25 protein-coding genes and 2 tRNA genes are annotated in these 26,390 nt (G+C 59.3%); 8 read left to right on the top strand and 19 right to left on the bottom strand.

Annotated elements, in window-relative coordinates; genetic code table 11:
* Positions 1-127: 127 nt before the first annotated feature.
* Positions 128-322 carry a hypothetical protein gene (locus HU718_RS07050; protein ID WP_150706119.1) on the top strand — a complete coding sequence of 65 codons (195 nt, stop codon included), beginning with the start codon at positions 128-130 and terminating at the stop codon, positions 320-322.
* Here the strand turns inward: HU718_RS07050 and HU718_RS07055 are convergent, their stop codons facing one another.
* Entirely contained in the window at positions 323-748 is a 426-nt protein-coding gene (locus HU718_RS07055; RefSeq protein WP_016985722.1) for a PA3611 family quorum-sensing-regulated virulence factor, read from the bottom strand.
* Between the two features lie 189 nt (positions 749-937).
* Here HU718_RS07055 and HU718_RS07060 point away from each other — a divergent pair, with 189 nt between their 5' ends.
* On the top strand, positions 938-1,684 hold the full coding sequence (locus tag HU718_RS07060) for a tRNA-uridine aminocarboxypropyltransferase (RefSeq protein WP_186612548.1): 747 nt from the start codon (positions 938-940) through the stop codon (positions 1,682-1,684).
* Positions 1,685-1,756: 72 nt separating this feature from the next.
* Here HU718_RS07060 and HU718_RS07065 read toward each other — a convergent pair whose 3' ends face one another.
* Positions 1,757-1,915 carry a hypothetical protein gene (locus HU718_RS07065; protein WP_176470048.1) on the bottom strand — a complete coding sequence of 53 codons (159 nt, stop codon included), beginning with the start codon at positions 1,913-1,915 and terminating at the stop codon, positions 1,757-1,759.
* Here HU718_RS07065 and erdR point away from each other — a divergent pair.
* Together erdR and HU718_RS07075 are read left to right on the top strand one after the other, a co-directional pair.
* Positions 1,908-2,558 carry a response regulator transcription factor ErdR gene (gene erdR / locus HU718_RS07070; protein ID WP_016985724.1) on the top strand — a complete coding sequence of 217 codons (651 nt, stop codon included), beginning with the start codon at positions 1,908-1,910 and terminating at the stop codon, positions 2,556-2,558. The genes HU718_RS07065 and erdR overlap by 8 nt on opposite strands.
* A 74-nt stretch (positions 2,559-2,632) precedes the next feature.
* The gene (locus HU718_RS07075; protein ID WP_042557932.1) at positions 2,633-2,995 is read left to right on the top strand and encodes a diacylglycerol kinase; all 363 of its coding nucleotides are present in this window, start codon (positions 2,633-2,635) and stop codon (positions 2,993-2,995) included.
* Here HU718_RS07075 and HU718_RS07080 read toward each other — a convergent pair.
* Positions 2,992-3,918: a LysR family transcriptional regulator gene (locus HU718_RS07080; protein WP_186612550.1), complete on the bottom strand. Its 927-nt coding sequence runs from the start codon at positions 3,916-3,918 to the stop codon at positions 2,992-2,994. The genes HU718_RS07075 and HU718_RS07080 overlap by 4 nt on opposite strands.
* Positions 3,919-4,051: 133 nt before the next feature.
* Here HU718_RS07080 and fpr point away from each other — a divergent pair, with 133 nt between their 5' ends.
* The gene (fpr, locus tag HU718_RS07085; protein ID WP_007908723.1) at positions 4,052-4,831 is read left to right on the top strand and encodes a ferredoxin-NADP reductase; all 780 of its coding nucleotides are present in this window, start codon (positions 4,052-4,054) and stop codon (positions 4,829-4,831) included.
* Positions 4,832-5,002: 171 nt separating this feature from the next.
* Here fpr and tsaA read toward each other — a convergent pair whose 3' ends face one another.
* The 6 genes from tsaA to rimO all read right to left on the bottom strand — a co-directional run bounded on the left by tsaA (position 5,003) and on the right by rimO (position 10,636).
* Positions 5,003-5,701, bottom strand: coding sequence for a tRNA (N6-threonylcarbamoyladenosine(37)-N6)-methyltransferase TrmO (gene tsaA, locus HU718_RS07090; RefSeq protein WP_186612552.1), 699 nt, complete (start codon positions 5,699-5,701; stop codon positions 5,003-5,005).
* 169 nt (positions 5,702-5,870) lie between these two features.
* Complete coding sequence (locus HU718_RS07095; RefSeq protein ID WP_186612554.1) at positions 5,871-6,641, bottom strand: SDR family oxidoreductase; 771 nt, start codon at positions 6,639-6,641, stop codon at positions 5,871-5,873.
* Between the two features lie 189 nt (positions 6,642-6,830).
* A complete protein-coding gene (locus tag HU718_RS07100) occupies positions 6,831-7,298 on the bottom strand; it encodes a YehS family protein (RefSeq protein WP_034154940.1) in 468 nt (155 codons plus the stop codon).
* 72 nt (positions 7,299-7,370) lie between these two features.
* Positions 7,371-8,081 carry an rRNA pseudouridine synthase gene (locus tag HU718_RS29970; protein ID WP_095119232.1) on the bottom strand — a complete coding sequence of 237 codons (711 nt, stop codon included), beginning with the start codon at positions 8,079-8,081 and terminating at the stop codon, positions 7,371-7,373.
* 191 nt (positions 8,082-8,272) lie between these two features.
* Entirely contained in the window at positions 8,273-8,746 is a 474-nt protein-coding gene (locus HU718_RS07110; protein WP_186612556.1) for a GNAT family N-acetyltransferase, read from the bottom strand.
* A 552-nt stretch (positions 8,747-9,298) separates the two neighbouring features.
* Positions 9,299-10,636, bottom strand: a complete 1,338-nt coding sequence (gene rimO, locus HU718_RS07115) for a 30S ribosomal protein S12 methylthiotransferase RimO (RefSeq protein ID WP_095112452.1) — start codon at positions 10,634-10,636, stop codon at positions 9,299-9,301.
* 349 nt (positions 10,637-10,985) lie between these two features.
* Between rimO and HU718_RS07120 the strand changes: the two genes are divergently transcribed.
* Positions 10,986-12,827, top strand: a complete 1,842-nt coding sequence (locus tag HU718_RS07120; RefSeq protein ID WP_437180877.1) for a potassium transporter Kup — start codon at positions 10,986-10,988, stop codon at positions 12,825-12,827.
* A 161-nt stretch (positions 12,828-12,988) separates the two neighbouring features.
* Here HU718_RS07120 and HU718_RS07125 read toward each other — a convergent pair whose 3' ends face one another.
* From HU718_RS07125 to HU718_RS07145, 5 genes are all read right to left on the bottom strand, one after another.
* Positions 12,989-13,315: a DUF3077 domain-containing protein gene (locus HU718_RS07125; protein WP_186612560.1), complete on the bottom strand. Its 327-nt coding sequence runs from the start codon at positions 13,313-13,315 to the stop codon at positions 12,989-12,991.
* Between the two features lie 685 nt (positions 13,316-14,000).
* Entirely contained in the window at positions 14,001-15,296 is a 1,296-nt protein-coding gene (locus HU718_RS07130) for a virulence factor family protein (protein WP_095113867.1), read from the bottom strand.
* On the bottom strand, positions 15,296-17,935 hold the full coding sequence (gene mprF, locus HU718_RS07135) for a bifunctional lysylphosphatidylglycerol flippase/synthetase MprF (protein ID WP_186612562.1): 2,640 nt from the start codon (positions 17,933-17,935) through the stop codon (positions 15,296-15,298). Before mprF ends, HU718_RS07130 begins: the two co-directional genes overlap by 1 nt.
* A 279-nt stretch (positions 17,936-18,214) precedes the next feature.
* Positions 18,215-18,291 (bottom strand) — tRNA-Met (locus tag HU718_RS07140).
* Between the two features lie 221 nt (positions 18,292-18,512).
* Positions 18,513-18,589, bottom strand: a tRNA-Met gene (locus tag HU718_RS07145).
* Between the two features lie 279 nt (positions 18,590-18,868).
* Between HU718_RS07145 and dinB the strand changes: the two genes are divergently transcribed.
* Positions 18,869-19,930 (top strand): DNA polymerase IV, encoded by a 1,062-nt coding sequence (dinB, locus tag HU718_RS07150; RefSeq protein WP_016985277.1) that lies wholly within the window; start codon positions 18,869-18,871, stop codon positions 19,928-19,930.
* 109 nt (positions 19,931-20,039) lie between these two features.
* Here dinB and HU718_RS07155 read toward each other — a convergent pair whose 3' ends face one another.
* From HU718_RS07155 to HU718_RS07170, 4 genes are all read right to left on the bottom strand, one after another.
* Positions 20,040-20,993: a hypothetical protein gene (locus HU718_RS07155; protein WP_077571384.1), complete on the bottom strand. Its 954-nt coding sequence runs from the start codon at positions 20,991-20,993 to the stop codon at positions 20,040-20,042.
* Between the two features lie 17 nt (positions 20,994-21,010).
* Positions 21,011-22,726, bottom strand: a complete 1,716-nt coding sequence (locus HU718_RS07160; RefSeq protein ID WP_007918631.1) for a proline--tRNA ligase — start codon at positions 22,724-22,726, stop codon at positions 21,011-21,013.
* A 129-nt stretch (positions 22,727-22,855) separates the two neighbouring features.
* Complete coding sequence (locus HU718_RS07165; RefSeq protein WP_186612564.1) at positions 22,856-24,415, bottom strand: AmpG family muropeptide MFS transporter; 1,560 nt, start codon at positions 24,413-24,415, stop codon at positions 22,856-22,858.
* 43 nt (positions 24,416-24,458) lie between these two features.
* Entirely contained in the window at positions 24,459-24,839 is a 381-nt protein-coding gene (locus HU718_RS07170; RefSeq protein WP_401045952.1) for an MGMT family protein, read from the bottom strand.
* A 136-nt stretch (positions 24,840-24,975) separates the two neighbouring features.
* Here HU718_RS07170 and HU718_RS07175 point away from each other — a divergent pair, with 136 nt between their 5' ends.
* Entirely contained in the window at positions 24,976-25,983 is a 1,008-nt protein-coding gene (locus HU718_RS07175) for a DUF481 domain-containing protein (protein ID WP_095119223.1), read from the top strand.
* 163 nt (positions 25,984-26,146) lie between these two features.
* Here the strand turns inward: HU718_RS07175 and HU718_RS07180 are convergent, their stop codons facing one another.
* Positions 26,147-26,356, bottom strand: a complete 210-nt coding sequence (locus HU718_RS07180; protein WP_002554837.1) for a cold-shock protein — start codon at positions 26,354-26,356, stop codon at positions 26,147-26,149.
* Between the last annotated feature and the right edge of the window lie 34 nt (positions 26,357-26,390).

Consider the following 26,390-nt stretch of genomic DNA (forward strand, 5'->3'; position numbering starts at 1 on the left):
CACCGCTCGTCCGAACCTGCGCCGAGCGGCAATCCCTCTGATTAACTAACTTACAGGCGTCGTACGACAGCTTTGCGTTACGGTGCACGCGATTCAAGGATTTGTGGGTGGCAAGGAGGCGGGACACATGGCCAGAGTGATTCTGGAGATCGATACGCAGCTGTATCGAATGTTGAAGGCAGCAGCCGAGACCAATCATCTCAGTCTCGAAGAGGAGTGCTGCCGGCGGTTGGCGGGCGGCGAGCGCCGCTCACACTATTTACAGGCCTTGCTGGCCGAACTGCGCGCCGAGGATGAACAGCGGCGCGCCAATTCGCGATAATTACTTCTTCTTCGCCGGGGCGGCTTTCGGGCAATCCGATTCCTGGTAACTGGCGGAGCCGATCGCTTTGTTGGTTTTCACTTCGGTGAAGTCGTAACGCATGATCGCGCCCTTGGCCATCAGCTTGCGGAACGATGGGTTGTTGCACACTGAGGCGCCCAACTGGAAATACACGGCTTTAGGGTCAGCGCGCATCTTGTCGGCGTGGCTCTTTTGCACGCTCAGGTGGTTGATCAACTGCGTGCCTTCAACGGTGAAGCCCTGATCAAGAATGTCTTCACTGATGGCGCGGGGCGTGCCGACGCTGCTCTGGGCGGCGACGTTGCGCAGCTCGCGGTTCAGATTCTGCTCACTCAGGGAGGCAGCCTGAGCGGTGAAGGACGACGCCAGCAGAATGGCAGCGGTGGGAACGATAAGGCGCAGCATGAAACTCTCCTGGTTCAGTGACTGGTGGTTCGACCAGCCACGTGACTGTGCGTTCAGTGGCGGCGAATTATAGGGGAGCCGGTCGGGAGGGTACAGGCTTGTGCCCGTCGCTCTGGTAAACTGCCGGCCTTTATTGCCCTGCCGAGTGTTGTTCGTGTCGAGTTTTCCTGCTTTTCGGCGTTATCCGCGATGAACCATGCCCCCAACGCCGTCGCTCGTCTGCGTGACCAGCGTGAAGATGAAGGCATCAAGCCGATTCAGGCCCGTGGCTTTCGCTCCGAGCGTTGCCGCGACTGTCGGGTGATCATCAGCCATTGCCTGTGCGCCTGGCGGCCGAGTGTCGAAACGCGTTCGGGCGTGTGCTTGATCATGACCGGCAAGGAAGTGTTCAAACCGAGCAACACGGGATGGCTGATTGCCGATGTGGTGCGCGATAACCACGCATTCATCTGGTCGCGCACCGAGCCCGATCCACAGATGCTGGCGCTGCTCAACGACCCGCAATGGCAACCGTATCTGGTGTTTCCCGGCGAATACGTCGAGCCGTCACGGGTGACCAATACGGTCGCTCCCGATAACAGCAAGCGCCCGCTGTTCATTCTGCTCGATGCCACCTGGACCGAGGCGCGGAAGATTTTCCGCAAGAGCCCGTATTTCGACCGCTTGCCGATCTTGAGCCTGCTGCCCGACAAACTTTCGCGCTACCGCTTGCGCCGCTCGACCCGCAGCGAGCACCTGTGCACCGCCGAAGTCGTGGCGTTGTGCCTGGAACTGGCCGGTGACAGCGACGCCGCTTCTGCGCTGGACGCCTATTTCGACGTGTTCAGCCAGCATTACCTCGGCGCCAAACAACAGTTGGACATGAATGAATCGACGCCAGCCCACGCTGAGTTGCTGCCCTATATACGAAAGCCGCAGCCAGAGTTGGCGCAATAGTGGCCCATACTGTACAAGCCAGCGGCCGCGCTGCTTGACCACCCCGTCTTCGCTGGGCATGCTTGGCGCCGTTTAGGGGGCGGCCAAGGTTTGAAACGCCGTGTTTGCTGTTGATTGGCGTTGAACGTGCCCCTGTGGATATCGCTTGAAAGCGGCATCTTGAGTTGCTTTGGCCAGACCGGAATGCGCCGCGTCTGCCATCAAAAACAGGATCATTTGAAAAATGGCCACATACGACATCCTGATTGCCGATGATCACCCTCTGTTTCGAAGTGCCCTGCATCAAGCGGTGACGCTGGGCCTTGGCCCGGATGTGCGGCTGGTGGAAGTGGCGAGCATCGCCGAGCTGGAAGCGCGCCTGACCGAAAAGGCCGACTGGGATCTGGTCCTGCTGGACCTGAACATGCCCGGCGCTTTCGGGTTTTCCGGGTTGGTCATGCTGCGCGGCCAGTACCCACAGATTCCGGTGGTGATGGTTTCGGCCCAGGAAGAAGCTTCGGTGATGGTCAAATCCCGTGAGTTCGGCGCCAGCGGCTTTATTCCCAAGTCCAGCGATCTCAGCGTGATTCAGCAAGCCGTGCGCAAAGTACTCGATGGCGATGTGTTCTGGCCGCCGCAAGCGTTCGAGGCAGTCGCCGTTTCCGACGAAGCCAAAGCCGCCAGCGATGGTCTTGCCAGCCTCACTCCGCAGCAGTTCCGTGTGTTGACCATGGTCTGCGAAGGTTTGCTGAACAAGCAGATTGCCTATGAGTTGAGTGTGTCGGAAGCGACCATCAAGGCCCACGTCACGGCGATCTTTCGCAAGCTGAATGTGCGCACCCGCACGCAAGCGGCTTTACTGCTGCAACAACTTGAGTCAATTCCGAGCCAATAATGGCTGGCGTCTTCACGCTTTTTTGACTTTTGTTGATCTAGCTTTCCCACTCCTTTTTGGTTGGTTTCTACTTTATGTCACCTTTCAAGGGCCAGACCGGCCTGAAACGCATCCTCAATGCCTCCGGTTACTCGCTGGACGGCCTGCGCGCAGCCTTCACGGGCGAAGCGGCGTTCCGCCAATTGGTACTGCTCAATGTGGTGCTGGTTCCGCTGACGTTCTTCCTCAATGTCAGCCGTGTGGAACAGGCCTTGCTGATTGCCGTGTGCCTGTTGGCGCTGATCGTCGAGCTGCTGAACTCGGCGGTGGAAGCGGCCATTGATCGTATCTCGCTGGAGCTGCACCCGCTGTCGAAGAACGCCAAGGACATGGGCAGCGCCGCGCAATTCGTGGCACTGAGCATGATCGCGCTGGTGTGGGCGGTGATTCTGCTTTAAGCGATCGTCGGCAAAACGATCTCGTCGCTGCGCTGCACCCCGGCGGTGAAAGCGCGGCACAGGTCGAGAAATTCGCGCATCGCCGAGGTCTGGTACTTCTGCTTGTGCCAGATGAAGTAGAACTGTCGCGCTAGATCCAGATCCGGCGTTTCCACCGGCACCAGACTGCCGCGACGGAACGCGTCGCGCAGCGCCAGCCGCGAGATGCAGCCAATCCCCAGCCCCGATTCCACCGCGCGTTTGATCGCTTCGGTGTGCTCAAGCTCCAGACGGATATTCAGCGAGCTGCGATGGTGCCGCATGGCCTGATCGAAGGTCAGCCGCGTGCCGGAACCCTGTTCACGCAGAATCCACGCTTCGTGAGTCAGCTCTTCCATGCTTGCACTGCCGCGTCGGGCCAACGGATGCTGCGGCGCGCAGAACACCACCAGCTCATCCTCGACCCAGCTCTGCACTTCGATGTCCGGGTGGCTGCAATCGCCTTCGATTAGACCCAGATCAATTTCGTAGTGGGCGACTTGTTGCACGATATTGGCAGTGTTCTGCACGTGCAGTTTCACCTGACTTTCCGGGTGGCGCTGCATGAAACTGCCGATCAGCAAGGTCGCCAGGTAATTGCCGATGGTCAGCGTCGCGCCCACCGACAGTGAGCCGAAACCGGATTTGCCGTTGAGCAGGTCTTCGATTTCCTTGGCCTGATCAAGCAGCGCCACCGCCTGCGGCAACAGCTGTTTGCCGAGGGCGTTGAGGCTCAGCCGTTTGCCGGCGCGATCGAACAGCTGGCAGCTGGATTGGCGCTCGAGCTCGGTGATCGAGGTGCTGGCGGCCGACTGCGAGAGGTTGAGCAGACCCGCAGCACGGGATACGCTTTCCTGCTGGGCGACGGCGACGAAGACTTGCAGTTGACGGAGAGTAAATCGCATATCGATATAACCGATAACCCTTATCTTAATAATCCAGTTAACAGATATTGTCGTCGCTATTAGAATGCGATGCAATTGCGCACCGTCGCCTTCAAAAGCCAGCGCAGACCCAATCTCCAGGAGTCAAACGTACATGAGCAACATGAACCACGAGCGTGTCCTCAGTGTTCATCACTGGAACGACACTCTGTTCAGCTTCAAGTGCACCCGCGATCCGGGCCTGCGCTTCGAGAACGGTCAGTTCGTGATGATCGGCCTGCAACAGCCCAACGGCCGCCCGCTTATGCGCGCTTACTCGATCGCCAGCCCGAACTGGGAAGAGCATCTGGAATTCTTCAGCATCAAGGTGCAGGACGGCCCGCTGACCTCGCAGTTGCAGCACTTGAAGGAAGGCGACGAGATCATCATCTCGAAGAAGCCTACCGGCACCCTGGTTCTCGACGACCTGAACCCGGGCAAGCACTTGTACCTGCTGAGCACCGGTACTGGCCTGGCGCCGTTCATGAGCGTGATCCAGGACCCGGAAACCTACGAGCGCTTTGAAAAAGTGATCCTGGTTCACGGTGTGCGTTACGTCAACGAAGTCGCCTACCGCGAATTCATCACCGAGCACCTGCCGCAGAACGAGTTCTTCGGCGAAGCGCTGCGTGACAAGCTGATCTACTACCCGACCGTGACTCGCGAGCCTTTCGAGAATCAGGGCCGTCTGACCGACCTGATGCGCAGCGGCAAGCTGTTCAGCGACATCGGCCTGCCGCCGATCAACCCGCAGGACGACCGCGCGATGATCTGCGGCAGCCCGAGCATGCTCGACGAGACCAGCGAAGTGCTTGATAGCTTCGGTCTGAAGATCTCGGCGCGGATGCGCGAGCCGGGTGATTACCTGATCGAGCGTGCATTCGTCGAGAAGTAACTGCAATACCTGTGGGAGCGAGCCTGCTCGCGAAAGCGGAGAATCAGGCACATGTTAGGTGACTGATATGACGCCTTCGCGAGCAGGCTCGCTCCCACAATTGGTTTTGTGGTGTGACAGTAAAAGCCCGCGTTGCCTGTGAAGGCAGCGCGGGCTTTTTCGTTTTCGGGGTCAGGCCTCGGCAGGGATGACTTCGAGCACGCGGATCTGCTCAGGCGTCGGGTAATGCCAGCGCACATCCAGATCCCAGAATTGCGCGCCATATTCACGCTCAGGCACCGGGGTTTGATAGGCCGGACGCGGATCCTGAGCCAGACACTGTTCAATCAGCTCAACCAGCGGCTCGTCGAGGCGCTGAGCGTGTGTATGCGCTTGTTTCAACGCCGAGTCCGTCCACTGCACGTCGATCAACTGCGGCGCAGCGCTGGCGATGCTGTTGGCGGCGTCGGCGATGATGTCGGCGTAAGGCACGTAGGGTTTGATGTCGAGGATCGGCGTGCCGTCCAGCAGATCAATGCCGGAGATGAACAGACGATTGGCCTTGACCTTGTCCAGTTTCACCACCGATTGGCCGATGCCGTTGGGACGGTGAGTCGCGCGGGTTGCGAACACACCCATGGACTTGTTGCCGCCTAAACGTGGCGGGCGCACTTTCAAGCGAGGTTTGTCTTCCAGTGCCTGATGAAACAGAAACAGCAGCCAGACATGACTGACCTGTTCCAGACCCTGCACCGCGTCGCCCTGATCAAACGGCGCCACCAGTTCCAGCACACCACGGGCGGCGGGGGCCAGTTGTGGCTGGCGGGGGATGGCGAATTTCTCCTTGAAGCAGGAGCGCACGAAGCCGATGGGGGAGACGCTGTAAGTCATGGTTTGCATTCGAAGCGGGGCAGGGGTGGGCATGATAACCCGTCCCGTCTCAAGTCTGGTGGTGGCAGGGCTGGCCTCTTCGCGAGCAGGCTCGCTCCCACAGGGGTTATATGCATGACACAGATCCAATGTGGGAGCGAGCCTGCTCGCGAAGGCCGCACCGCCGATCTCAGAGGCTAAACCCACCATCCAACGGAATAATATTCCCCGTCATATAAGCCCCAGCCGTACTCGCCAGACTGATCGCCAACGCCGCCATCTCATCCTCGCGTCCCCAGCGCTTCATCGGAATCAACGCCGTATCCTCAGCCAGCGCCTTCTCATCACTGCCAATATGCTGCGTCATCTTGCTCGGAAACCGCCCCGGCGCGATCACGTTGACGTTGATGTGCTGGCTCACCAGCTCCCGCGCGAGAATCCGCGACAACTGATGCAGGGCCGCCTTGCTTGGCCCATAGGCATACGCCTGCTCACCAAACGAAGAAATCCCCGCCACCGAACCAATGTTGATAATCCGCGCCGGATTCGCCGCCGACCCGGCCTTGCGCAACAACGGCAGAAACTGCTGGATGCAGGTGAACACCGAGGTCACGTTGAGCTGCATGACCTTCTCCCAGCCTTTGACCGGGTAACTCTCCAGCGGCGCGCCCCAGGTGGTGCCGGCGTTGTTCACCAGAATATCCAGATGCGTGATCTGCTCGCCCAGGCGCGCGGCCAGTTCCTGCACGCCTTCTTCCGTCGCCAGATTCGCCGCCACGCCGTGGCACTTGCCCAAGGCGCTGAGCTCTTCGGCCGTTTGATGGCAGGCCTCGGCATCGCGCGAGCAGACATAGACGCGCGCGCCAGCCTCGACAAAGGCTTTGGCTATCATTTTGCCGATACCACGGGTGCCGCCGGTCACCAGAGCGGTGCGGCCTTGCAGGGAGAAATACGGGTGCATGGCGAATCCTGAGTGCTAGGGATCAGTACACCCTAGTCGTCAGCCGCGAAAAGCGGAGCCACTATTTTCGAAAGGAATGGTGGGCCATGCGGCCAGCTTCGAGTGGCAAGCTGCAAGCTACAAGTTAACGCGGTGTGGCAACTTGTAGCTTGTAGCTTGTAGCTTGTAGCTTGTAGCTTGAGGCTGCTTTTAAGCTCTCACGCGCAGCGTGAGCCCCTTGAGGAAGTTGCGCAGCAACTGGTCGCCGCACGGGCGGTAGTTGGTGTGGCCGACCTTGCGGAACAGCGCGCTCAGCTCAGGCTTGGACACCGGGAACTCGGCCGCCTTGAGGATTGCGTGCATATCGTCTTCTTTCAGTTCGAAAGCGACGCGCAGCTTTTTCAGGATGATGTTGTTGGTCACTGGCACTTCGATCGGCTGCGGCGGACGGCTTTCGTCCTTGCCACGTTTGAAGATCACCAGACCGTCGAGGAAGTGCGCGATGACTTCGTCCGGGCAGCGCACGAAACCTTCTTCGTCTTCTTCTTTCTTGTCGAGCCAGGTCACTACGTCGGCGAGCGCTACTTCCATGCCGCCGAGTTTGATGATCTCGACAACCTTCTTGTCGCTGATGTCGAGCATGTAGCGCACGCTGCGCAATACGTCGTTATGAATCATGTGAGTAATCCTGATAAGCGTTGTGGGCAGCACGCAGGCGCGCTGCCGAAATGTGTGGCGGCAGTGGAAGCCTTAGAACTTCTCTTTGCCGGACAGGTAGCGCCATTGGCCGACCGGAACCTTGCCGATCGAGACGCCGCCGATGCGGATGCGGCGGATGCCGATGACCTTCAGGCCCACCGCTTCGCAGAACTGGGCGATGATCCCCGGCTGCGGGTTTTTCATGGCGAAGCGCAGACGGTTTTCGTTCTGCCAGCTGGCTTTGACCGGCGGCAGCTCCTTGCCCTTGTGGGTCAGGCCGTGCTGCAAGCGATTAAGGCCGTGGGCGACCATGTCCCCTTCGACTTCAACCACATATTCCTGCTCGATCTTCGCGGCGTCGGCGGTGAGTTTGCGCAGGATTTTCCAGTCCTGAGTGAACACCAGCAGGCCGCTAGCCTTGGCTTGCAGGTCGGCGCTGGCGGTCAGGCGCAGGAAGTGCCCGCGCAACGGGCGCTTGCTGAAGCGGTGTTCTTCGCTGAGGGTTTCGGCGCTGAGCGACTGCATGGCAGTTTCGACGTCCATGCCGGCAGGGGCGTTGAGCAGGATGGTCACCGGCTCCGGCGCGGTGGCCTTGGCGTCCTTGTCGAGCTCGACTTTCTGCTCGCCGACCTTGAATTGCGGCTCGTCAATCACTTCGCCGTCCACGGTGACCCAGCCGCCCTCGATGAACAGCTCGGCCTCCCGGCGGGAGCAACCGACCAGTTCGATGAGGCGTTTGGAGAGGCGAATCGGGTCAGTCATGACAGGGCCGTAACAAAAAAGGGGTGGGCATTGTACCTGTGTGGCGCCGGTTAAGCCCGGTTCCATTTACAGGCTGTTCGCAATTCCCTGTGGGAGCCAGCCTGCTGGCGATTGCATCACCGCGGTGTATCTGACTGACCGCGTCGCCTGCATCGCTAGCAGGCTAGCTCCCACAGTTGTTTTGGGTTGTGTCAGCCGTTGCTTGAGCGTTGCTGATTCTGTCGCAAACGCATATGTAGCAACGGATACGGCTGGCCCATGCCATCGACTTCCGAACGGCCGATCACTTCAAAACCTTGTTTGAAGTAGAAGCCCAAGGCCTGGGGGTTCTGCTCGTTGACGTCGAGTTCATCGGCATTCAGATGCTGCATGGCGTAGTTGAGCAGTTTCTTGCCCAAACCCTGGCCACGAAAATCCGGGTCGATGAACAGCATCTCGATCTTGCCCGCCGCGACACCGGCAAACCCGGTGATGCGCTGATTGGCATTCTTGGTGCAGATCAGCATCACCGCATCGAGATAGCGGTTGAGCACCAGATTGCGCAGCAGCTCGATATAGCTGTCCGGCAGGAAATCATGGGTGGCGCGAACCGAGGCCTCCCAGACCTGGGTCAGTTCCTGGTAATCGCTGAGTTTCGGCGTGTGGATGACCGAATGGTGACGCATGCCCGTCTGCCTCTTGTCCGTTTCAAGGGAGTCCGTCCCCCGCTAAACGATAGCCGTAAAAAAGCCCCGCATCTCGTAAAAAGAGCGGGGCTTTCTGTATTTATTGCGGTGTCTGGCTGGATACTTCTGTCGCCAGCAAGATCTCTCCCCCTCACCCCAACCCTCTCCCCCAGAGGGGGCGAGGGGGAAGGGAGCAGATCTTCATGCTGTTCAAAACCTGAGCCCGACTGGATATTTCTAGTCGCCGCAATTCGAAAGAACACCTCGATCAGTCCCCTCTCCCCCAAGGGGGCGAGGGGGGAAGGGCGCAGATCTTTGTGCTGTTCAAAACCTGAGTTCGACTCGAACGTTCAGGACGGTGCAGCTCGGAAGAACACATAGATCAGTCCCCGCGCCCTCCGGGAGAGGGCGAGGGGGAAGGGAGCAGATCTTCATGCTGTTCAAACCTGAGTTCAACCGGATAGCTCAGGTCGATGTACCTCGAAAGAACAACACGGTCAGCTCCCTCTCCCTCCGGGAGAGGGCTGGGGTGAGGGGCTTTTGATCTTCAGATCAGATCTGCTCAGCCCACAGATCATATTCGTCAGCATCAGTAACCTTGCACCAGACCTTGTCACCCGGCTTCAGATTGCTGCCGTTATCAATAAACACGTTGCCATCGATTTCCGGGGCATCGAAGAAGCAGCGGCCGACCGCGCCTTGCTCGTCGACTTCGTCCACCAGCACTTCGATTTCACGGCCGATACGCATTTGCAGGCGTGCCGAGCTGATCGCTTGCTGGTGCGCCATGAAGCGATCCCAACGATCCTGCTTGACCTCGTCCGGGACGATCTCCAGATCCAGATCATTCGCCGGAGCGCCATCCACCGGCGAGTACTGGAAGCAACCGACGCGGTCGAGCTGGGCTTCGGTCAGCCAGTTCAGCAGGTACTGGAAGTCTTCTTCGGTCTCGCCCGGGAAGCCGACGATGAAGGTCGAACGGATGATCAGGTCCGGGCAGATTTCGCGCCAGTTCTTGATGCGCGCCAGGGTCTTGTCTTCAAACGCCGGGCGTTTCATCGACTTCAACACTTTCGGGCTGGCGTGCTGGAACGGGATGTCCAGGTACGGCAGGATCTTGCCGGCGGCCATCAGCGGAATCAGCTCGTCGACGTGCGGGTACGGGTAAACGTAGTGCAGACGGACCCAGACGCCCAGCGTGCTCAGCGCTTCACACAGTTCGGTCATGCGGGTTTTCACCGGCGCGCCGTTCCAGAAACCGGTGCGGTATTTCACGTCGACGCCGTAAGCGCTGGTGTCTTGCGAAATGACCAGCAACTCTTTAACGCCGGATTTGACCAGACGCTGAGCTTCGTCCAACACGTCACCGACCGGACGGCTGACCAGTTTGCCGCGCATCGACGGGATGATGCAGAACGAGCAGCTGTGGTTGCAGCCTTCGGAAATCTTCAGATACGCGTAGTGACGCGGGGTCAGCTTGATGCCTTGCGGCGGCACCAGGTCGATCAGCGGGTTGTGATCCTTACGCGGTGGCACCACTTCGTGCACGGCGTTGACCACTTGCTCGTACTGCTGCGGACCGGTCACGGCCAGCACGCTCGGGTGGACGTTGCGGATGTTGCCTTCTTCCACGCCCATGCAACCGGTAACGATGACCTTGCCGTTTTCCTTGATCGCCTCGCCGATCACTTCCAGCGACTCAGCCTTGGCCGAATCGATGAAACCGCAGGTGTTGACCACGACCACGTCGGCGTCCTGATAGGTGGACACCACGTCATAGCCTTCCATGCGCAGCTGGGTCAGGATGCGCTCGGAGTCGACCAGTGCTTTCGGGCAACCCAGAGATACAAAGCCAACCTTTGGATTGGCCGGCGCAGGAGTGGTGGACATGTCTAACCTCGGTATTTTGTGACATCGCTTTCTTGGTGCGAAAGCCGACGGACGGGCGCTTAGGGCGCGCCTCTGATCAAAAAGTGCGCAATTCTAGCGGCGGGCAACGCACTTGACCAGCTTTATGCAGGGAAATACGACGAGTGCTGCGCTATGCTTCGCGCCGTTGAGCTTTACCAATTTTTTACAGTCAACAAAACGTCTGTAACAACAGGTAAAACAGCGCATGCTGCACCACAAAGCATAGTGCTTCATTCAAGAAGCCGGTTCTGAGAAGTAGGAGTGTTGGATGGGTCAGGCAAGTAGTCATGCGGCAGGCGCCGAGGGTTCGGCCTCCAAGCCGCTGAGCATGCTGGTCGCGGCGGTCGGGGTAGTTTACGGCGACATCGGCACGAGCCCGTTGTACACCCTCAAAGAAGTGTTTTCCGGCGCTTATGGCGTATCGGTCAATCACGACGGCGTGCTGGGCATTCTGTCGTTGATCTTCTGGTCGCTGATCTGGGTCGTGTCGATCAAATACATGATGTTCGTGCTGCGCGCCGACAACCAGGGCGAGGGCGGCATCATGGCGCTCACCGCGCTGGCGCGACGGGCGGCAGGGCATCGCAAGAAGCTGCGTTCGTTGCTGGTAGTTTGCGGGCTGATCGGCGCGGCACTGTTTTATGGCGACAGCATGATCACCCCGGCGATCTCGGTGTTGTCGGCTATTGAAGGTCTGGGGTTGGCATTTGAGGGTATCGACCACTGGGTTGTGCCGTTGTCGTTGGTGGTGCTGGTCGCTCTGTTTTTGATCCAGAGCCACGGTACGGCGCGGATCGGCATCTTGTTCGGGCCGATCATGGTCACCTGGTTTCTCGTCCTCGGCGCCCTCGGTGTCTATGGCATCAGCCACACCCCGGAAGTGCTGCATGCGCTGAACCCGGTCTGGGCCGTGCGTTTCTTCATGGTCCACACAGGCATGGGCGTGGCGATCCTCGGCGCCGTGGTGCTGGCGCTGACCGGTGCCGAAGCGCTGTACGCCGACATGGGCCACTTTGGTCGCAAGCCGATTGCCCGGGCGTGGTTCATCCTGGTGTTGCCGGCGCTGGTGCTCAATTACTTCGGTCAGGGCGCCTTGCTGCTGGAAAACCCGGAAGCAGCGCGTAACCCGTTCTATCTGCTGGCACCGAGCTGGGCGCTGATTCCGCTGGTCGGTCTGTCGACGCTGGCCACGGTGATTGCCTCGCAAGCGGTGATTTCCGGTGCATTCTCCCTGACCCGTCAGGCGATTCAGCTCGGTTACATCCCGCGCATGTACATCCAGCACACCTCCAGCGACGAGCAGGGCCAGATCTATATCGGCGCGGTGAACTGGGCGTTGATGGTTGGCGTGGTGCTGCTGGTGCTGGGCTTCGAATCCTCCGGCGCACTGGCTTCGGCCTACGGCGTGGCGGTGACCGGCACCATGCTGATGACCACCATTCTGGTGTCGGCAGTGATGCTCCTGCTGTGGAAATGGCCGCCGATCCTCGCGGTGCCGGTGCTGATCGGCTTCCTGCTGGTGGACGGCCTGTACTTCGCCGCCAACGTGCCGAAGATCGTTCAGGGCGGCGCATTCCCGGTGATCGCCGGTATCGCGCTGTTCGTGCTGATGACCACCTGGAAGCGCGGCAAGCAGTTGCTCGTCGATCGCCTCGACGAAGGCGCACTGCCGTTGCCGATCTTTATCAGCAGCATCCGCGTGCAGCCACCGCATCGAGTGCAGGGCACCGCCGTGTTCCTCACCGCGCGCTCCGACGCCGTACCGCATGCGTTGTTGCACAACCTGCTGCATAACCAGGTGCTGCATGAGCAAGTGGTGTTGCTGACCGTGGTCTACGAAGACATCCCTCGTGTACCGCCATCGCGGCGTTTCGAAGTCGAGGCACACGGGGAAGGCTTCTTCCGGGTGATCCTGCATTTCGGCTTCACCGACGAGCCGGATGTGCCGCAGGCGCTGAAGCTGTGTCATCTGGATGATCTGGACTTCAGCCCGATGCGCACCACGTACTTCCTCAGCCGCGAAACGGTGATTGCCTCGAAACTTGAGGGCATGGCGCGTTGGCGTGAAGCGCTGTTTGCGTTCATGTTGAAGAATGCCAATGGGAATTTGCGGTTCTTCAATCTGCCGCTGAACCGGGTGATTGAGTTGGGGACGCAGGTCGAGATGTAACTTCGCGTTATAGAAAGAGCCCCCGTCAGCCTTGTGGTTGGCGGGGGCTTTTTTGTCGGCGGCAACTTCAGATCAAAAGATCGCAGCCTTCGGCAGCTCCTACAGGTTTCGCATTCCATGTAGGAGCTGCCGAAGGCTGCGATCTTTTGATCTTCAAACCTCTACAAGCTTTCAGGCATCTCTGCTTCAGACTCGGTCTTCGTCCGCGCAGGTCGTGGCATCAGCGCTTGGATCACATCATCAATCAAGGCCTTGCCCATCACCGTCAGGTAATGCGCAGCCCAGGCATGGCGGTCGGTGTCTCTGATGAAGGCAGCGTCTTCTGCGAAGGATTTGGCGAGGGATAGCAGGTCGGAGGATTGGGACAAGGCATTGATGATCGGGATGCCGGAGCGGACGCTGAAGAACGCTTGATCCGAGTTGTAGAGGAAAGGGGTGAAGCCGATGGTTTTAACGGTTGCGAGTCCGTGCAGATCAGTTTCGGTCATCGTGTTACTCCTTAGTTCGAAGTGCCGCGACTTTCGTTACCACGCGAAAGGGAGGCAACTGTACGCAGGGTGGTAAACCGGGAACCAAGGAAACCGGCACGCCCAAAAGCGTCCCACGCACAGCCGCCATAACTTGAGGAGCGCGCTGTTGCGATGGTTTCTCCGGGTTACCACACCCGATCGCTGAATGGGTCAGCGACGTCCGGAGAGTATCCCGTCGAAAAACAGCGCAATAGAGCGGCACAGCGCCCCAACAAGAGTTTCGGAGTTTGCCTACAAGGTCTGTGGGCGTCATCTGATATTGCGAGACCAGACGTAAACGAAACTAAACGTTGCTGGCGGTTTTGCGGGTATTTGTTCAGCAGATGAATGAGTGTGGAATTGACGATTCGATAATGCCAATCAAGCAGGTGTCCACGTTTTATGGAATGTGGACACTTGGCGTTTTTAGCTTCCTGAAGAGTCAAGAAATTTACGAGCTTCGGCGCAAAACCGCTGATCCAGCGCAATTCCCTTGTGGGAGCGAGCCTGCTCGCGAAGGCGTAGTGTCAGTCGACGAATCTGTAAACTGACCCACCGCTTTCGCGAGCAGGCTCGCTCCCACAGGGGATTTTCGTGGCTGCTGGAATGTAAAAAGCCCCCGTAACTGCGAAGTTGCGGGGGCTTTTTGTGGGCGTGGCTCAGATCACTCTTCGGCGACCGAGTCCTTGCTCTGCCGCTTCTCGATCAAGTCCACCAAGCGCTTGGCCAGCGCCGGGTAGTTCTCGTCGAAGTGGTGGCCGCCTGGCAGTTTCACCGCCTCGCCGACTGCCGTCTTGTCGGTGCAGCCACTTTCATCGGTCTCTTCTTCACCGTAGATGCACACGACCTTGGCCGGTGGCAGCTTGGCCATTTCCGGGCCGGTCGCGGCTTCTTTGCCGGCGTTGCCGAGCCAGCCTTCGACTTCGATTTCGAAGCTGCCGGTGCGGGCGAAGGCGAGCAGGATGATTGCGTCTACGCGTTGCTGCTCGGTGTCCGGCAGGCGGTTGTAGATCGCTGGCAATACGTCAGCACCGAACGAGTAACCGGTCAGGATGAAGCGTTTGGTGCCCCATTTCTGCCGGTAGTGCTGCATCAGTTCGGTCAGGTCCAGCGCGCTCTGCTCCGGGCTCTTGTGCTGCCAGTAGTAGCGCAGGGTGTCGATGCCGACGACCGGGTAGCCGATCTTGGCCATTTCCCCGGCGACGTCGCGGTCGAGGTCGCGCCAGCCGCCGTCACCGGAGAGGAACAGGGTCACGGTGTCCTTGGCTTGACCGGCCGGCACTTCAACCACCGGGATCGCCAGACCGCCGTTGGCCTTGTCGCCACCAACGAGGATTTTGCGCAGTTCGTTGTTCAGCACTTGCGGCAGGTTGATGTCGTAGTCGCTGATGCTGGTTTCGGCGTTCGGTTGGTCGCGTACGAAACCTGCGCTGGCGTCGTCCGGGTTATCGTTCCACGCCACCAGCCAGTGGCCGTGGGCGGCGGATTTCGGCAACAGGTGAGTGCAGCCGGGTTTTTCCAGCGCCAGGTCCACGGAAATCGCTTGGGCCTTGTCGTCCTTTTGCTCGGACAACCAACGCCAGGCCAGTACCGCGCCGGGGCCGATACCGCTGACCAGCGTAGCCGGGCCGTTCAGTTCGCGCAGACCGGTTTGCAGGGCGCGGCTTTGCAGCAGGCAGTCCTTGGGCAGAATCACCTGAACGATTTGCGCCGAGGCGCTGCGGCTCAGGGTGGTCAGTTGTTTTTCAGAGAGTTTCTGGTCGTCGTTGACCGCGACCAGCACCTGCGCCTTGGGTTTGGTGCCGGGGATGACGCGGGTCAAAACGGTGCCGTCTGCCGCCGTAACAGGTTCGAGCGTCGGTTCCGGTGCCGGGCGTTTGAGGTACCAGAAACCGCCGCCGGCAATCACGGCCAGCACGATCAGTGCGGCCAGGATGTACTTCAGGGAGCGTTGAATCATCAGCGTTTCACCAATCCAGTCAAGCCGCCCGCGATCAGGGCAGCAGTGTCGGCCAGCGCCACCAGCGGATCGAGTCCGGCGGGCACGGCCATATAACGGGGTTCCCAGTCAGGCTGGAACTTGTCTTTGAAGCGGCGCAAGCCTTGGAAGTTGTACAGCTGCTCACCACGGCGGAAAACCATCGAGCCCAGACGCTGGGTCAGCGGTGCACCACGCCGGGGTTGCAACCCCGACAACGGCACCATGCCCAGGCTGAAGCGCGCGTATCCGTGACTCTTATAGTGTTGAATCAGGCCGACCATCATGAATTCCATGGTCAGCTTGGGGGCGTCCGGGTGCGCGCGCATCAGGTCGAGACTGGCCAGGTCATGGCTATAAGTTTCGAGCAGGTTGGCGAACGCCACCGGGCGACCTTCGAAGCGAATCACCGCGATGCGGAAATGCTTCAGGTAATCGTCGCTGAAGCGGCCGAGGGAGAAGCCTTTCTCACGCACGTTCTTGCCGGTCAGCCACGCATCGGAAATCACTTTCAGCTCGTCCATCGGCGCCTGACCCGGCTCGTGAATCTCCAGCGACAACCCGTCGCGGGTGCCACGGTTCCAGGTGTAGCGCAGGTCCTTCATCTCTTTGCCCTTGGCTTCCAGGTCAAAGCGATGCAGATCGACCCGGGCTTCTTCGCCGAGTTTGATCGCGGTCAGGCCGATGTCCATGTAGTACGGCAGGTTCTCCGCGCGCACCTGGTAGAACACCGGGCGGGCGTGGTGGATGTCGCAGAGGTCGCGGAACTGCCAGATCATCTCGGCGCGTTGCTGGCCGGGGCCGATCGGGTCGTACAGCGCCACCAGACTGCGGCCACGCCGCGCGTACATCAGGAACGCTTCGTCGTTCTGGTGAAACAGCAGCGCCTTGTCACCGGTCAGCGCGAGGCCGCCGTCGGGTTGCGACGAGGCCATCAGAATCTTCGCCGCGCGATCGAGTTCGTCAGGCGTCGGCAGGTGAATGACCGGGCGCGCGGTACGCAGCAGCCAGGTCAGCGCGATCACCAGCAGCAGGACGGCGGCGCCGAGCAGCGAACGCAGGCCACGTGGCGCGTCAGCGTCGAGGGTGAACTGCCACCACAGTTGATGGCTGTAAGGCACGTCCTGATAGGCGAACAGCAGCAGCCACGTCGAGGCACCGAGCACGCACAGGCTGGCTACCAGGTACAGCGGCGAGAAGGGCAGTTCGGTCAGGCGGCTCGGGCGATAGAACGAGCGACGGAACACACCGAGCAGCGCAGCCGTCAGGGTCATCAGCGTCGCTTCCTCCCAGTCGAAGCCTTTAAGCAGCGAGAGCAGGGCGCCGACCAACAACAGAATAGTGGTGAGCATCCACGCGGCGGACAGGCGACGACGCAGGCCCTGGGCGAGCATCAGGCAGAGCACGCCGATCAGGCTGGCGCCAAAGTGCGAAGCGTCGACCAGTCGATGAGGAATCAGAAAACCGATGTGTTCCAGACGTGTATCGATTTCCGGGGTAGCGCCGGAAAACAGCAGCACCACACCGGACAGGAACACCAGCACCGCCAGAATCGGCGCGGCCAGACCAGACGCGGCGCGCATGGTTTGGGTCTGAAACAGGCGCTGACCTTCGTTGATCAGCAGGAATACGCAGGCCACCAGCAGCGGCAACACCACGTAGATCAGGCGATACAGCAGCAGCGCCGCGGCCAGTGGTGCGGCACCGAGCTTGTCGGCGAAAGCGGCCAGCAGAATCGCTTCGAACACACCGACGCCGCCGGGTACGTGGCTGAGCACGCCGGCAGCCAATGCCAGCAGGTACACCAACAGGAACGCACCAAACGGTGGCGCTTCCGGCAGCAACAGATAAAGGACCGTGGCGGCAGCCGCAACGTCGAGGGCGGTAATGATCAGTTGCAGGAAGGTCAGGCGACGCCCCGGCAAGCGCAGCGTGCGGCGGCCAACCCTGACCAGCAGGTTGTCGCGCAACGGTTGTTCCGGCAGGCGCCGACGGTAGATACCGATAGCCAGTACGGCGCCAAGCGCCAGCACGACAGCGGCGACCGTGCCGAGCAGGCCTTCGGAAAGCCCCAAGGCCTGGGAGGCAGCAGGCAGGTCGCTCAGCGTTGCCAATGCAGCCAGCGGCGGCAAGGCGCAGCCCAGCGACAAACTGGCGAACAAGGTCATGTGCGCGACTTCCGACGCGCCCAGACCCAGTCGTGCATATAAACGGTAGCGAACCGAGCCGCCGGACAGCAGCGACAGACCGATCGCATTGCCAATCGCAAACGCGGTGAAGCCGCCCAAGGCCAATGTGCGCGGCGGCAATTTCACGCCGGCATAGCGGCTGGCTGACCATTCATAGCCAAGCAGAATAATGAAGCCGACCACGGTCGCACCGAAGGCGCCGATCAGCGCGGGTTTCGGCACGTCGAGAATCGAGTCGTGCAGTGCATCGAGATCGAGTTCGGCAAGCAGATGGCGACAGGCAATCAGCGCAATGGCAAACAGCAGCAAAGTCACCGCCAGACCAATCGGTTGTCGGTATTTGCTCAACCGATCCAGCAAGCGCAAACGCTCGGGTTTGATCGGATGTTCCGCTGTGACGGTGTCTTGTGGATCAGACGAGTTGGCGCGCATCAATCACCTCTTGGATTGTGCGCGACAGGATGGAGGTATCCAGCCAAGTTACCAATCCCTGTAGAAAAAAATAATCACAAAATACTACGCCTCTCACCGGGTATCGGCGAGGGCAGTTCCTGGATTGCAGAGGCCTTGCCTGCGACTCAAGCATAGTCGCAAGTGAGTACTTCTGAAGATCCCAAGCGGTTCACTGCACAGTGACAGATCATTGTTGCGAAAGGACTTTTTCAACAGATACAAAAAAGGCCACTCTTTCGAGTAGCCTTTTTTGATGTTTGGTTGCGGGAGCCGGATTTGAACCGACGACCTTCGGGTTATGAGCCCGACGAGCTACCAGACTGCTCCATCCCGCGTCTGTGTGGCGGCATTCTACAGACGAACGACGGAGTGTCAACCGCTAATCCCGCAAAGGGTCAAATAAGTGTGAAATCGCGTCAAACGGTCGCAGGTGGCGCGTTAAGCTTCGGAAATGCAAAGAATTCCTGTTTGGCGATCCTTCTCTATAAGAGGAGGAAGTCGACAAAACAGACGCGCACAAAAAAGGCCACTCTTTCGAGTAGCCTTTTTTGATGTTTGGTTGCGGGAGCCGGATTTGAACCGACGACCTTCGGGTTATGAGCCCGACGAGCTACCAGACTGCTCCATCCCGCGTCTGTGTGTCGGCATTCTACAGAGGAACGCTGAGGTGTCAACCCGCAATCTGGATAAAATCCGTTGAGGTTCAATCGGTTAGCGTTTTTTTCGGGTGTTTTTCACGCTAGAGGGCAGGCGGGGCAAGGCTTTCAGCTCTATTGGAGGTCGTTTGTCGATTGAGAAAATAAATTCAAAGGATATTTCCTACCGCCTGGAAAGAACATTCATACCACTGGTGCTATATACAGGTGTCAGTGAGATACTGCCGATCCGGTTCGCCACGTTTCCTTTTCTGACATGACTCAGCGAAAAATCATCCACATTGACTGCGACTGTTTCTACGCCGCCATCGAGATGCGCGATGACCCGCGCCTGGCCGGCAAGCCGTTGGCAGTGGGCGGTTCGGCGGACCGGCGCGGGGTGATCGCCACCTGCAACTATGAAGCGCGCGCGTATGGCGTGCGTTCGGCGATGGCGTCGGGGCATGCCTTGAAACTGTGCCCGGACCTGACCATCGTCAAGCCGCGTATGGATGCGTATCGCGAGGCTTCGAAAGAGATTCATACGATCTTTGCCGATTACACCGACCTGATCGAGCCGCTGTCGCTGGATGAGGCCTATCTGGATGTCTCCGACAGCGCGCATTTTGGCGGCAGCGCTACACGCATTGCCCAAGATATCCGTCGCCGGGTATCCAATCAGTTGCACATCACCGTTTCCGCTGGCGTGGCACCGAACAAGTTTCTAGCGAAGATCGCCAGTGACTGGAAGAAGCCCAACGGGCTGTTCGTTATTACCCCGGATCAGGTCGAGGACTTCGTCAGCGGTTTGCCGGTGAGCAAGTTGCACGGCGTCGGCAAGGTCACCGCCGACAAGCTCGGCAAACTCGGCATCGTCGACTGCCAACACCTGCGCGAGTGGGACAAGCTGGCGCTGGTGCGCGAATTCGGCAGTTTTGGCGAGCGACTGTGGAGTCTGGCCCGTGGGATCGATGACCGGTTGGTGCACAACGACAGCCGGCGTCAGTCAATCAGCGTGGAAAATACCTACGACGTTGATCTGCCGGACCTACGCAGTTGCCTCGACAAACTGCCGGAGCTGCTGGAAACCCTGAAAACCCGCATGGCACGGATCGACAGCAGTTATCGGCCGGGCAAGCCGTTCGTCAAAGTGAAGTTTCATGATTTTACCCAGACCACGCTGGAGCAGGCCGGGGCAGGGCGGGATCTGGGCAGTTATCAGTTGATGCTGACGCAGGCGTTCAATCGCGGCGGGAAACCGGTGCGGTTGTTGGGGGTTGGGGTGAGGCTGGAGGATTTGCGCGGCGGGTTTGAGCAGATGGAGTTGTTTGAACGGTAGATTTGCGGTGTTTGTCAGGGCCTCTTCGCGAGCAGGCTCGCTCCCACATTTGGAATTTATTCCACCCTGTGGGAGCGAGCCTGCTCGCGAAGCTTTTAGCTTTTAGCTTTTAGTTCGGTCCCGGATCAGCCACCAGTCGCCCGGCATCCTTGGTCAGCGACTTGAGAAACTCGGTCTGCAGCTCAGGATCGTTGCGCGTCAGTTCGATCAGGCTTTGTTCCAGCTCGCTGGCTTCTTCTTCCAGACCCAGTTCCGACAGACGTTTGACCCGGTGTACCCACTGGCTCACTTCGTCGTCTTCCAGATCGTCGTAAATCAGCCCGTGCGCTTCCAGCAACTTGCCACGCAGATGACTGCTGATCATCAGCGACGAATCAGAGTGCACGTCATCCTTGGCATCTTCGACGCTGATCTGCAGTTTGCCGACATGATTGAGGTCATTTTCGGCAAACGGACTGTCGAGCAGGTTCAAGCGCAGAACACCGTTGCGATCGGTGGTCATGTCGAAGGTCTGCTTGCCAGCCTTGACCTGCACCGGGCGCTCGCTCCATGGCAGGCTCGAATACTCCGTGCGCTTGTCGCGCTGGACTTCATCGATGCCGGCCAGATTCTGCTGCGCACGACCGTTGGACTGCACGTTCATGAACGGGTTGAGCCCGGCAAAACCGTAGCTCAGCCAGTCTTTGGTCACGCTGTCCGGCAGATTGCCGAGGGCGAACACGTTGACTACGTTGGCGCCGACGCCACCGACTACGGCGACCGCACCCAGCGGGATCTCGTAGACCTCCCGCCAAGGCTGGTAGGGCGTATAGCGATCGTAGCGACGTGTCACTTCGAACTCGGTGACTTCAAAAGTCTTCTGTTCGTTGATCTTCACGCGTCGCTGCGGCAGCTCAAGTTCCTTGGGCTCGCCGACATCGATCTGCAGGCTATGGTCGAGCAACTTTCGCTCGACCCGCTCTTCGTGCTCGCTGCGTTGTGACATGTGATTGGCACAGCCGCTGACCAGCAGGGCACCGCACAGGGCGGTGCCTCCGAGGCCTAAGGTGTTTCGCTTGAACATGACGTCTCTATCTGGTTTCAGCGGCGGATACGGGCCTGCAGGAAGGACAATACGTCGGCCACCGGCAATGCTTGCGCTTCGCCTTCGGTACGGCTCTTGTATTCCAGGTTGCCTTCGGCGAGGCCGCGGTCGCTGACCACGATCCGGTGAGGAATGCCGATCAGCTCCATGTCCGCGAATTTGATGCCCGGGCTGGTTTTCTTGTCGCGATCGTCAAGCAGCACTTCGAAGCCGGCCGCCGTCAGTTCGGCGTACAGCTTGTCGGTGGCTTCGCGCACCTGCTCGGTTTCATAACGCAGCGGTACCAGAGCGATCTGGAACGGCGCCAGGGTGTCGCTCCAGATGATGCCGTTTTCGTCGTTGTTCTGTTCGATGGCCGCAGCCACCACGCGGGACACACCGATGCCGTAGCAGCCCATTTCCAGGGTGACCGGCTTGCCGTTCTCGCCCAGCACTTCGCACTTCATCGCCTTGCTGTACTTGTTGCCCAGCTGGAAGATGTGCCCGACTTCGATGCCGCGTTTGATTTCCAGGGTGCCTTTGCCGTCCGGGCTTGGGTCACCGGCGACTACGTTACGCAGGTCAGCCACGGTTGGAACCGGCAGATCACGCTCCCAGTTCACGCCGAAGTAGTGCTTGTCGTCGATGTTTGCGCCGATACCGAAGTCGCTCATCAGTTCGACCGAACGGTCGATGATGATTGGCAGCGGCAGGTTCAGCGGGCCGAGCGAACCGGCGCCGGCGCCAATCGCGTCACGCAGTTCGGCATCGGTGGCCATGACCAGCGGGCTGGCAACGCCCGGTTGCTGGGCAGCCTTGATTTCGTTGAGTTCGTGGTCGCCTCGAATCACCAGCGCGATCAGCTTGCCTTCTTCTTCGGCACGCACGATCAGGGTCTTGATGGTCTTTTCAATCGGCAGATTGAATTTTTCCACCAGCGCCGCGATGGTTTTGGTGTCCGGGGTATCGACCAGACGCAGTTCTTCGGTCGCAGCAGCGCGCGAAGTTTCGCGTGGCACCGCTTCGGCTTTTTCGATGTTCGCCGCGTAATCGGAGCCGTTGCTGAAGACAATATCGTCTTCGCCGGACTCGGCCAGTACGTGGAATTCGTGCGAGCCGGCGCCACCGATCGAACCGTTGTCGGCTTCAACCGGACGGAATTTCAAGCCAAGACGGCTGAACACGTTGCAGTAGGCCTGGTGCATACGGTCATAAGTGACCTGCAGCGAGGCTTGATCAGCGTGGAACGAGTACGCGTCCTTCATGATGAATTCACGGCCACGCATCAAACCGAAGCGTGGGCGGATTTCGTCACGGAATTTGGTCTGGATCTGGTACAGGTTGATTGGCAGCTGTTTGTAGCTGCTCAACTCGTTGCGCATCAGATCGGTGATCACTTCTTCGTGGGTCGGGCCCGCGCAGAAGTCGCGACCGTGGCGGTCTTTGATGCGCAGCAGCTCAGGGCCGTATTCTTCCCAGCGTCCCGATTCCTGCCACAGCTCGGCCGGTTGGGTGCTCGGCATCAACACTTCGAGAGAGCCGGCAGCGTTCATCTCTTCGCGAACGATGGCTTCAACCTTGCGCATTACCCGCAAGCCCATCGGCAGCCAGGTGTACAGGCCGGAGGCGAGCTTGCGGATCATGCCGGCGCGCAGCATCAGCTGATGGCTGATCACGACCGCGTCGGAAGGCGTTTCTTTCTGTGTGGCGAGCAAAAATTGACTGGTGCGCATGGTTGGCCGTTGTCGGTTGCTATGACTGGAAATGACTCCGCAGTGTACCGGCGAGTTTTGCCGACGTACAGGCGTGAGGTCAGTGGGGAGGCACGACGGCGGGATTCCTCCCGCCGTTGGCGAAACGTCTTACGATTCTTCTGTGGCCGGCGTCGGCACAGGCTCGGGCGTTGGTGTCGGGCCTTCGCGGCGGCTCTCCTGGAACCAGTGCAGGGCGATCAACACCAGCGTCGGCACGCCGAGCAGGGCGGTGATCAGGAAGAAGCTGTGATAGCCGAACTTTTCCACCAAAACCCCGGAATACCCGCCCATCAGGCGCGGCAGCAGCAGCATGATCGAGCTGAGCAGGGCGTATTGCGTGGCGGAGAACTTCAGGTTGGTCAGGCTCGACAGATAGGCAACAAACGCCGACGTCGCCAGGCCCGAGCTGAAGTTGTCGAGGGAAATGGTCACCATCAGCATCTGCAGGTTCGGGCCCATGTCCGCGAGCATGACGAACAGCAGGTTGGTGGCTGCCGAGGCCGCGCCGCCGATGAACAGGATCGGCAGAATGCCGAAGCGCACGATCAGCAGGCCACCCATGCCGGCGCCAACCAGCGTCATGATCAGGCCGAAGATCTTGCTGACGCTGGCAATCTGATCCTTGGTGAAACCCTGATCGATATAGAACACGTTGGCCATGACGCCCATCACCGTGTCCGACATCCGATAGGTGGCGATCAGACCGAGCAGCAGCAGCGCCTGCCAGCGATAGCGCAGAATGAAGTCGTTGACCGGTGTCAGCACCGGTGCGAGGCCGCGACGGCCCATGGTCGACAGACACAGACCGGTGAGCAGTGTGTAGAGAATCGCGCGCAGGAAAGCGCGGTCTTCCAGCAGCAGGTCAAGCGGACTCATGTCACCGAACAGCACGCTGGCGAAATCAGTGTTGTAGAGCTGGGTGAACATTGCCGGCACGGAGACCAACAGAACGATCAGCACAAAAACGGACATCAACTGATGCATGAAGGTGTAGCGCCCGGCCTGCAACTGCGTGCGTAGCGGAACCGGTGGCTCGCGCATCAACAGCGTGGTCAGCAGCGCGGGAATCATCAGTGCGCCGAACAGCGCGTAAGTGCCGGCCCAGGCTGAATGCTGATAATTGAAGCCGGTAGAGCCGAAGCCTTCCGCGAAGAACAAGGCGCCGGCCGTCGCCAGCAGTGCAGCGACACGATAGCCGGACATATAACTGGCGGCGAGGGCGGCCTGACGGTTGTCTTCGGCGATTTCCAGGCGATAGGCATCCACCGCGATATCTTGAGTGGCGGAGGCGAAAGCGACGACGACTGCAATGGCGATCAGCCAGGACAGATGCTTCTGCGGATCGCAGAAACCCATGCCGATCAGGCCGAGAATCACCAGGGCTTGTGAGAGCACCAGCCACGAACGGCGACGGCCAAGCTTGCCCAGTAACGGCAGACGCCATTGGTCGAGCAAAGGTGACCAGACCCATTTGAACGCATAGGCCAGACCGATCAGGCTGGCATAGCCGATGGTTTCACGGGCCACACCGGCCTCACGAAGCCAGACGGAAAGCGTTGAAAACACCAGCATGTACGGCAGGCCGGCGGCGAAACCGAGCAACAACAGCACGAGCGTCGAAGGACTGGCATAAGCGGCTAGCGCGGCGCGCCAGGTTTTACGGGGCATGGGCTGAAGTCTGCCTCAAGATTGCGAAAACAAAGCGCGCACTCTAACCGCTGTGCTCTACCGGACGCCAGCCATGGCGCTGAATATCCACACGATTGTTCAGGACGGTGATGCCTTCCATGCGCAATCGGGCCCGTTGTTCATCGCCCGATGGGCTGCCCACCGGCAGGCTGATCCGACCGCCGGCGCCCAGTACACGGTGCCAGGGCAGTTTTGTATCGCCGGGCAACTGACTCAAGGTGCGGCCGACCCAGCGGGCGGCGCGCCCCAACCCGGCAAGTTCAGCTAACTGACCATAGCTGACGACTTTGCCTTCGGGCACTTGAGCAAGGGTGGAGTAGAGCGCCGTGCGTCGGATTTGCGCTTCACTGTCACGGTCGTGGGGCTGCTCTGTCACGGGCGCGGTTCCTGAACATTGGCGGATTTGAAGCTTCAAGGGTAATCCGTCGGTGCGTAGTTGAGAAATGAACTCATTGGAAATCGTCCGGTCAGTCCTTGTCAGGGTCTTATTCCTACGGATAATGCCGACCTTTTCGCAAACTTGAGCCATAGATTCGCTTATGTTTTCCAGATCCTTGCTGTGCCTTGCTGTTTTCAGCGCGTCCACGCCCCTGCTTGCCGACACCGTCTGGTTGAAGAACGGTGACAAGTTGAGCGGCACTATTACCGTGTTCGATGGCGGCAAGCTGTTGATCCAGACCAAATATGCCGGTGCGGTCACGATTGACTGGAAAGAGGTCAAAACCCTGGACAGTGATCAGCACTTGCTGGTCAAGCAGGATGCCTACACCGGTGAAGTATCCAAGTCGCTGACCGCCGCCGAAGATGGCAAGGTCACCTTGGCCAACGGTGAGGCGCCGAAAACCGTCGAACTGGCGAGCATTCAGCAGATTCTCAAGCCGAAACCGGTGGTCGAGGATCTGGTGTGGAAGGGCAATGTCGACCTGGCGCTGGACTATCAGCGCGCCGAGAAGGATACCGACGACTACGATGTCGGCTTCAAGACCACGGCGCGCCATGGTCGCTGGCGTCATACCGCCGAAGGTGAGTACAACCGCGAAGTACAGGACGACGAAACCACTACCAACAACTGGCGCGCCGAATATGCACTGGACCGCTTTCTCACCGATCAATGGTTCTGGCAGGGTCGCCTGAACTACAAGCGCGATCACATCGAAGAGCTGGCGCGCCAGCGCGTGGTCGGTACCGGTCCCGGCTACCAGTTCTGGGATGATGAGTTGGGTGCATTCTCGCTGGGCTCGCTGCTCAACCGCACCGATTACGAGTATCGCGATGGCAGCAAGGACAATTTCTATTCCGTCGCGATGAAGTGGGATTACAACCGCTACCTGATTGGCAAGAAGGTCGAATTCTTCACCAACGGTGAAGTAGGCAAGCCGCTGTCGGGTGTTGCCGATTACGCACTGGATGCTGAGTTGGGGCTGCGTTACAAGGTCACCGACTGGGCGTCGCTCAACCTCAAGGCCGAGCGCGACATCATCAGCGGCACCAATGATGCGGACTTGAACAAGACCCGTTACACCGCCGGGTTTGGCGTGGCCTGGTAGGGCACAAGCAAAAGATCGCAGCCTTCGGCAGCTCCTACAGAGGATTGATGTACATCCTGTAGGAACTGTCGAAGGCTGCGATCTTTTTTTGCGCCCGGAAAACAGACGCCCACAAAAAAGCCCCGCTTTTAAGGGCGGGGCTCTTTTCTAAAGAAGCTACAAGTTAGATAACTTGTACTTCTTCAGCTTGCATGCCTTTCTGACCGCGGGTAGCGATGAAAGAAACCTGTTGGCCTTCTTTCAGGCTTTTGAAGCCGTCGGATTGGATAGCTTTGAAGTGAACGAACAGGTCGTCACCGGATTGTGGAGTGATGAAGCCGAAGCCTTTTTCATCGTTGAACCACTTAACGGTACCGGTTTGGCGATTAGACATGGTGTAACTCCTTGAACAAAGATAACTGCGACTC

It is taken from the genome of Pseudomonas tensinigenes, assembly GCF_014268445.2.
Taxonomy (GTDB): Bacteria; Pseudomonadota; Gammaproteobacteria; order Pseudomonadales; family Pseudomonadaceae; genus Aquipseudomonas; species Aquipseudomonas tensinigenes.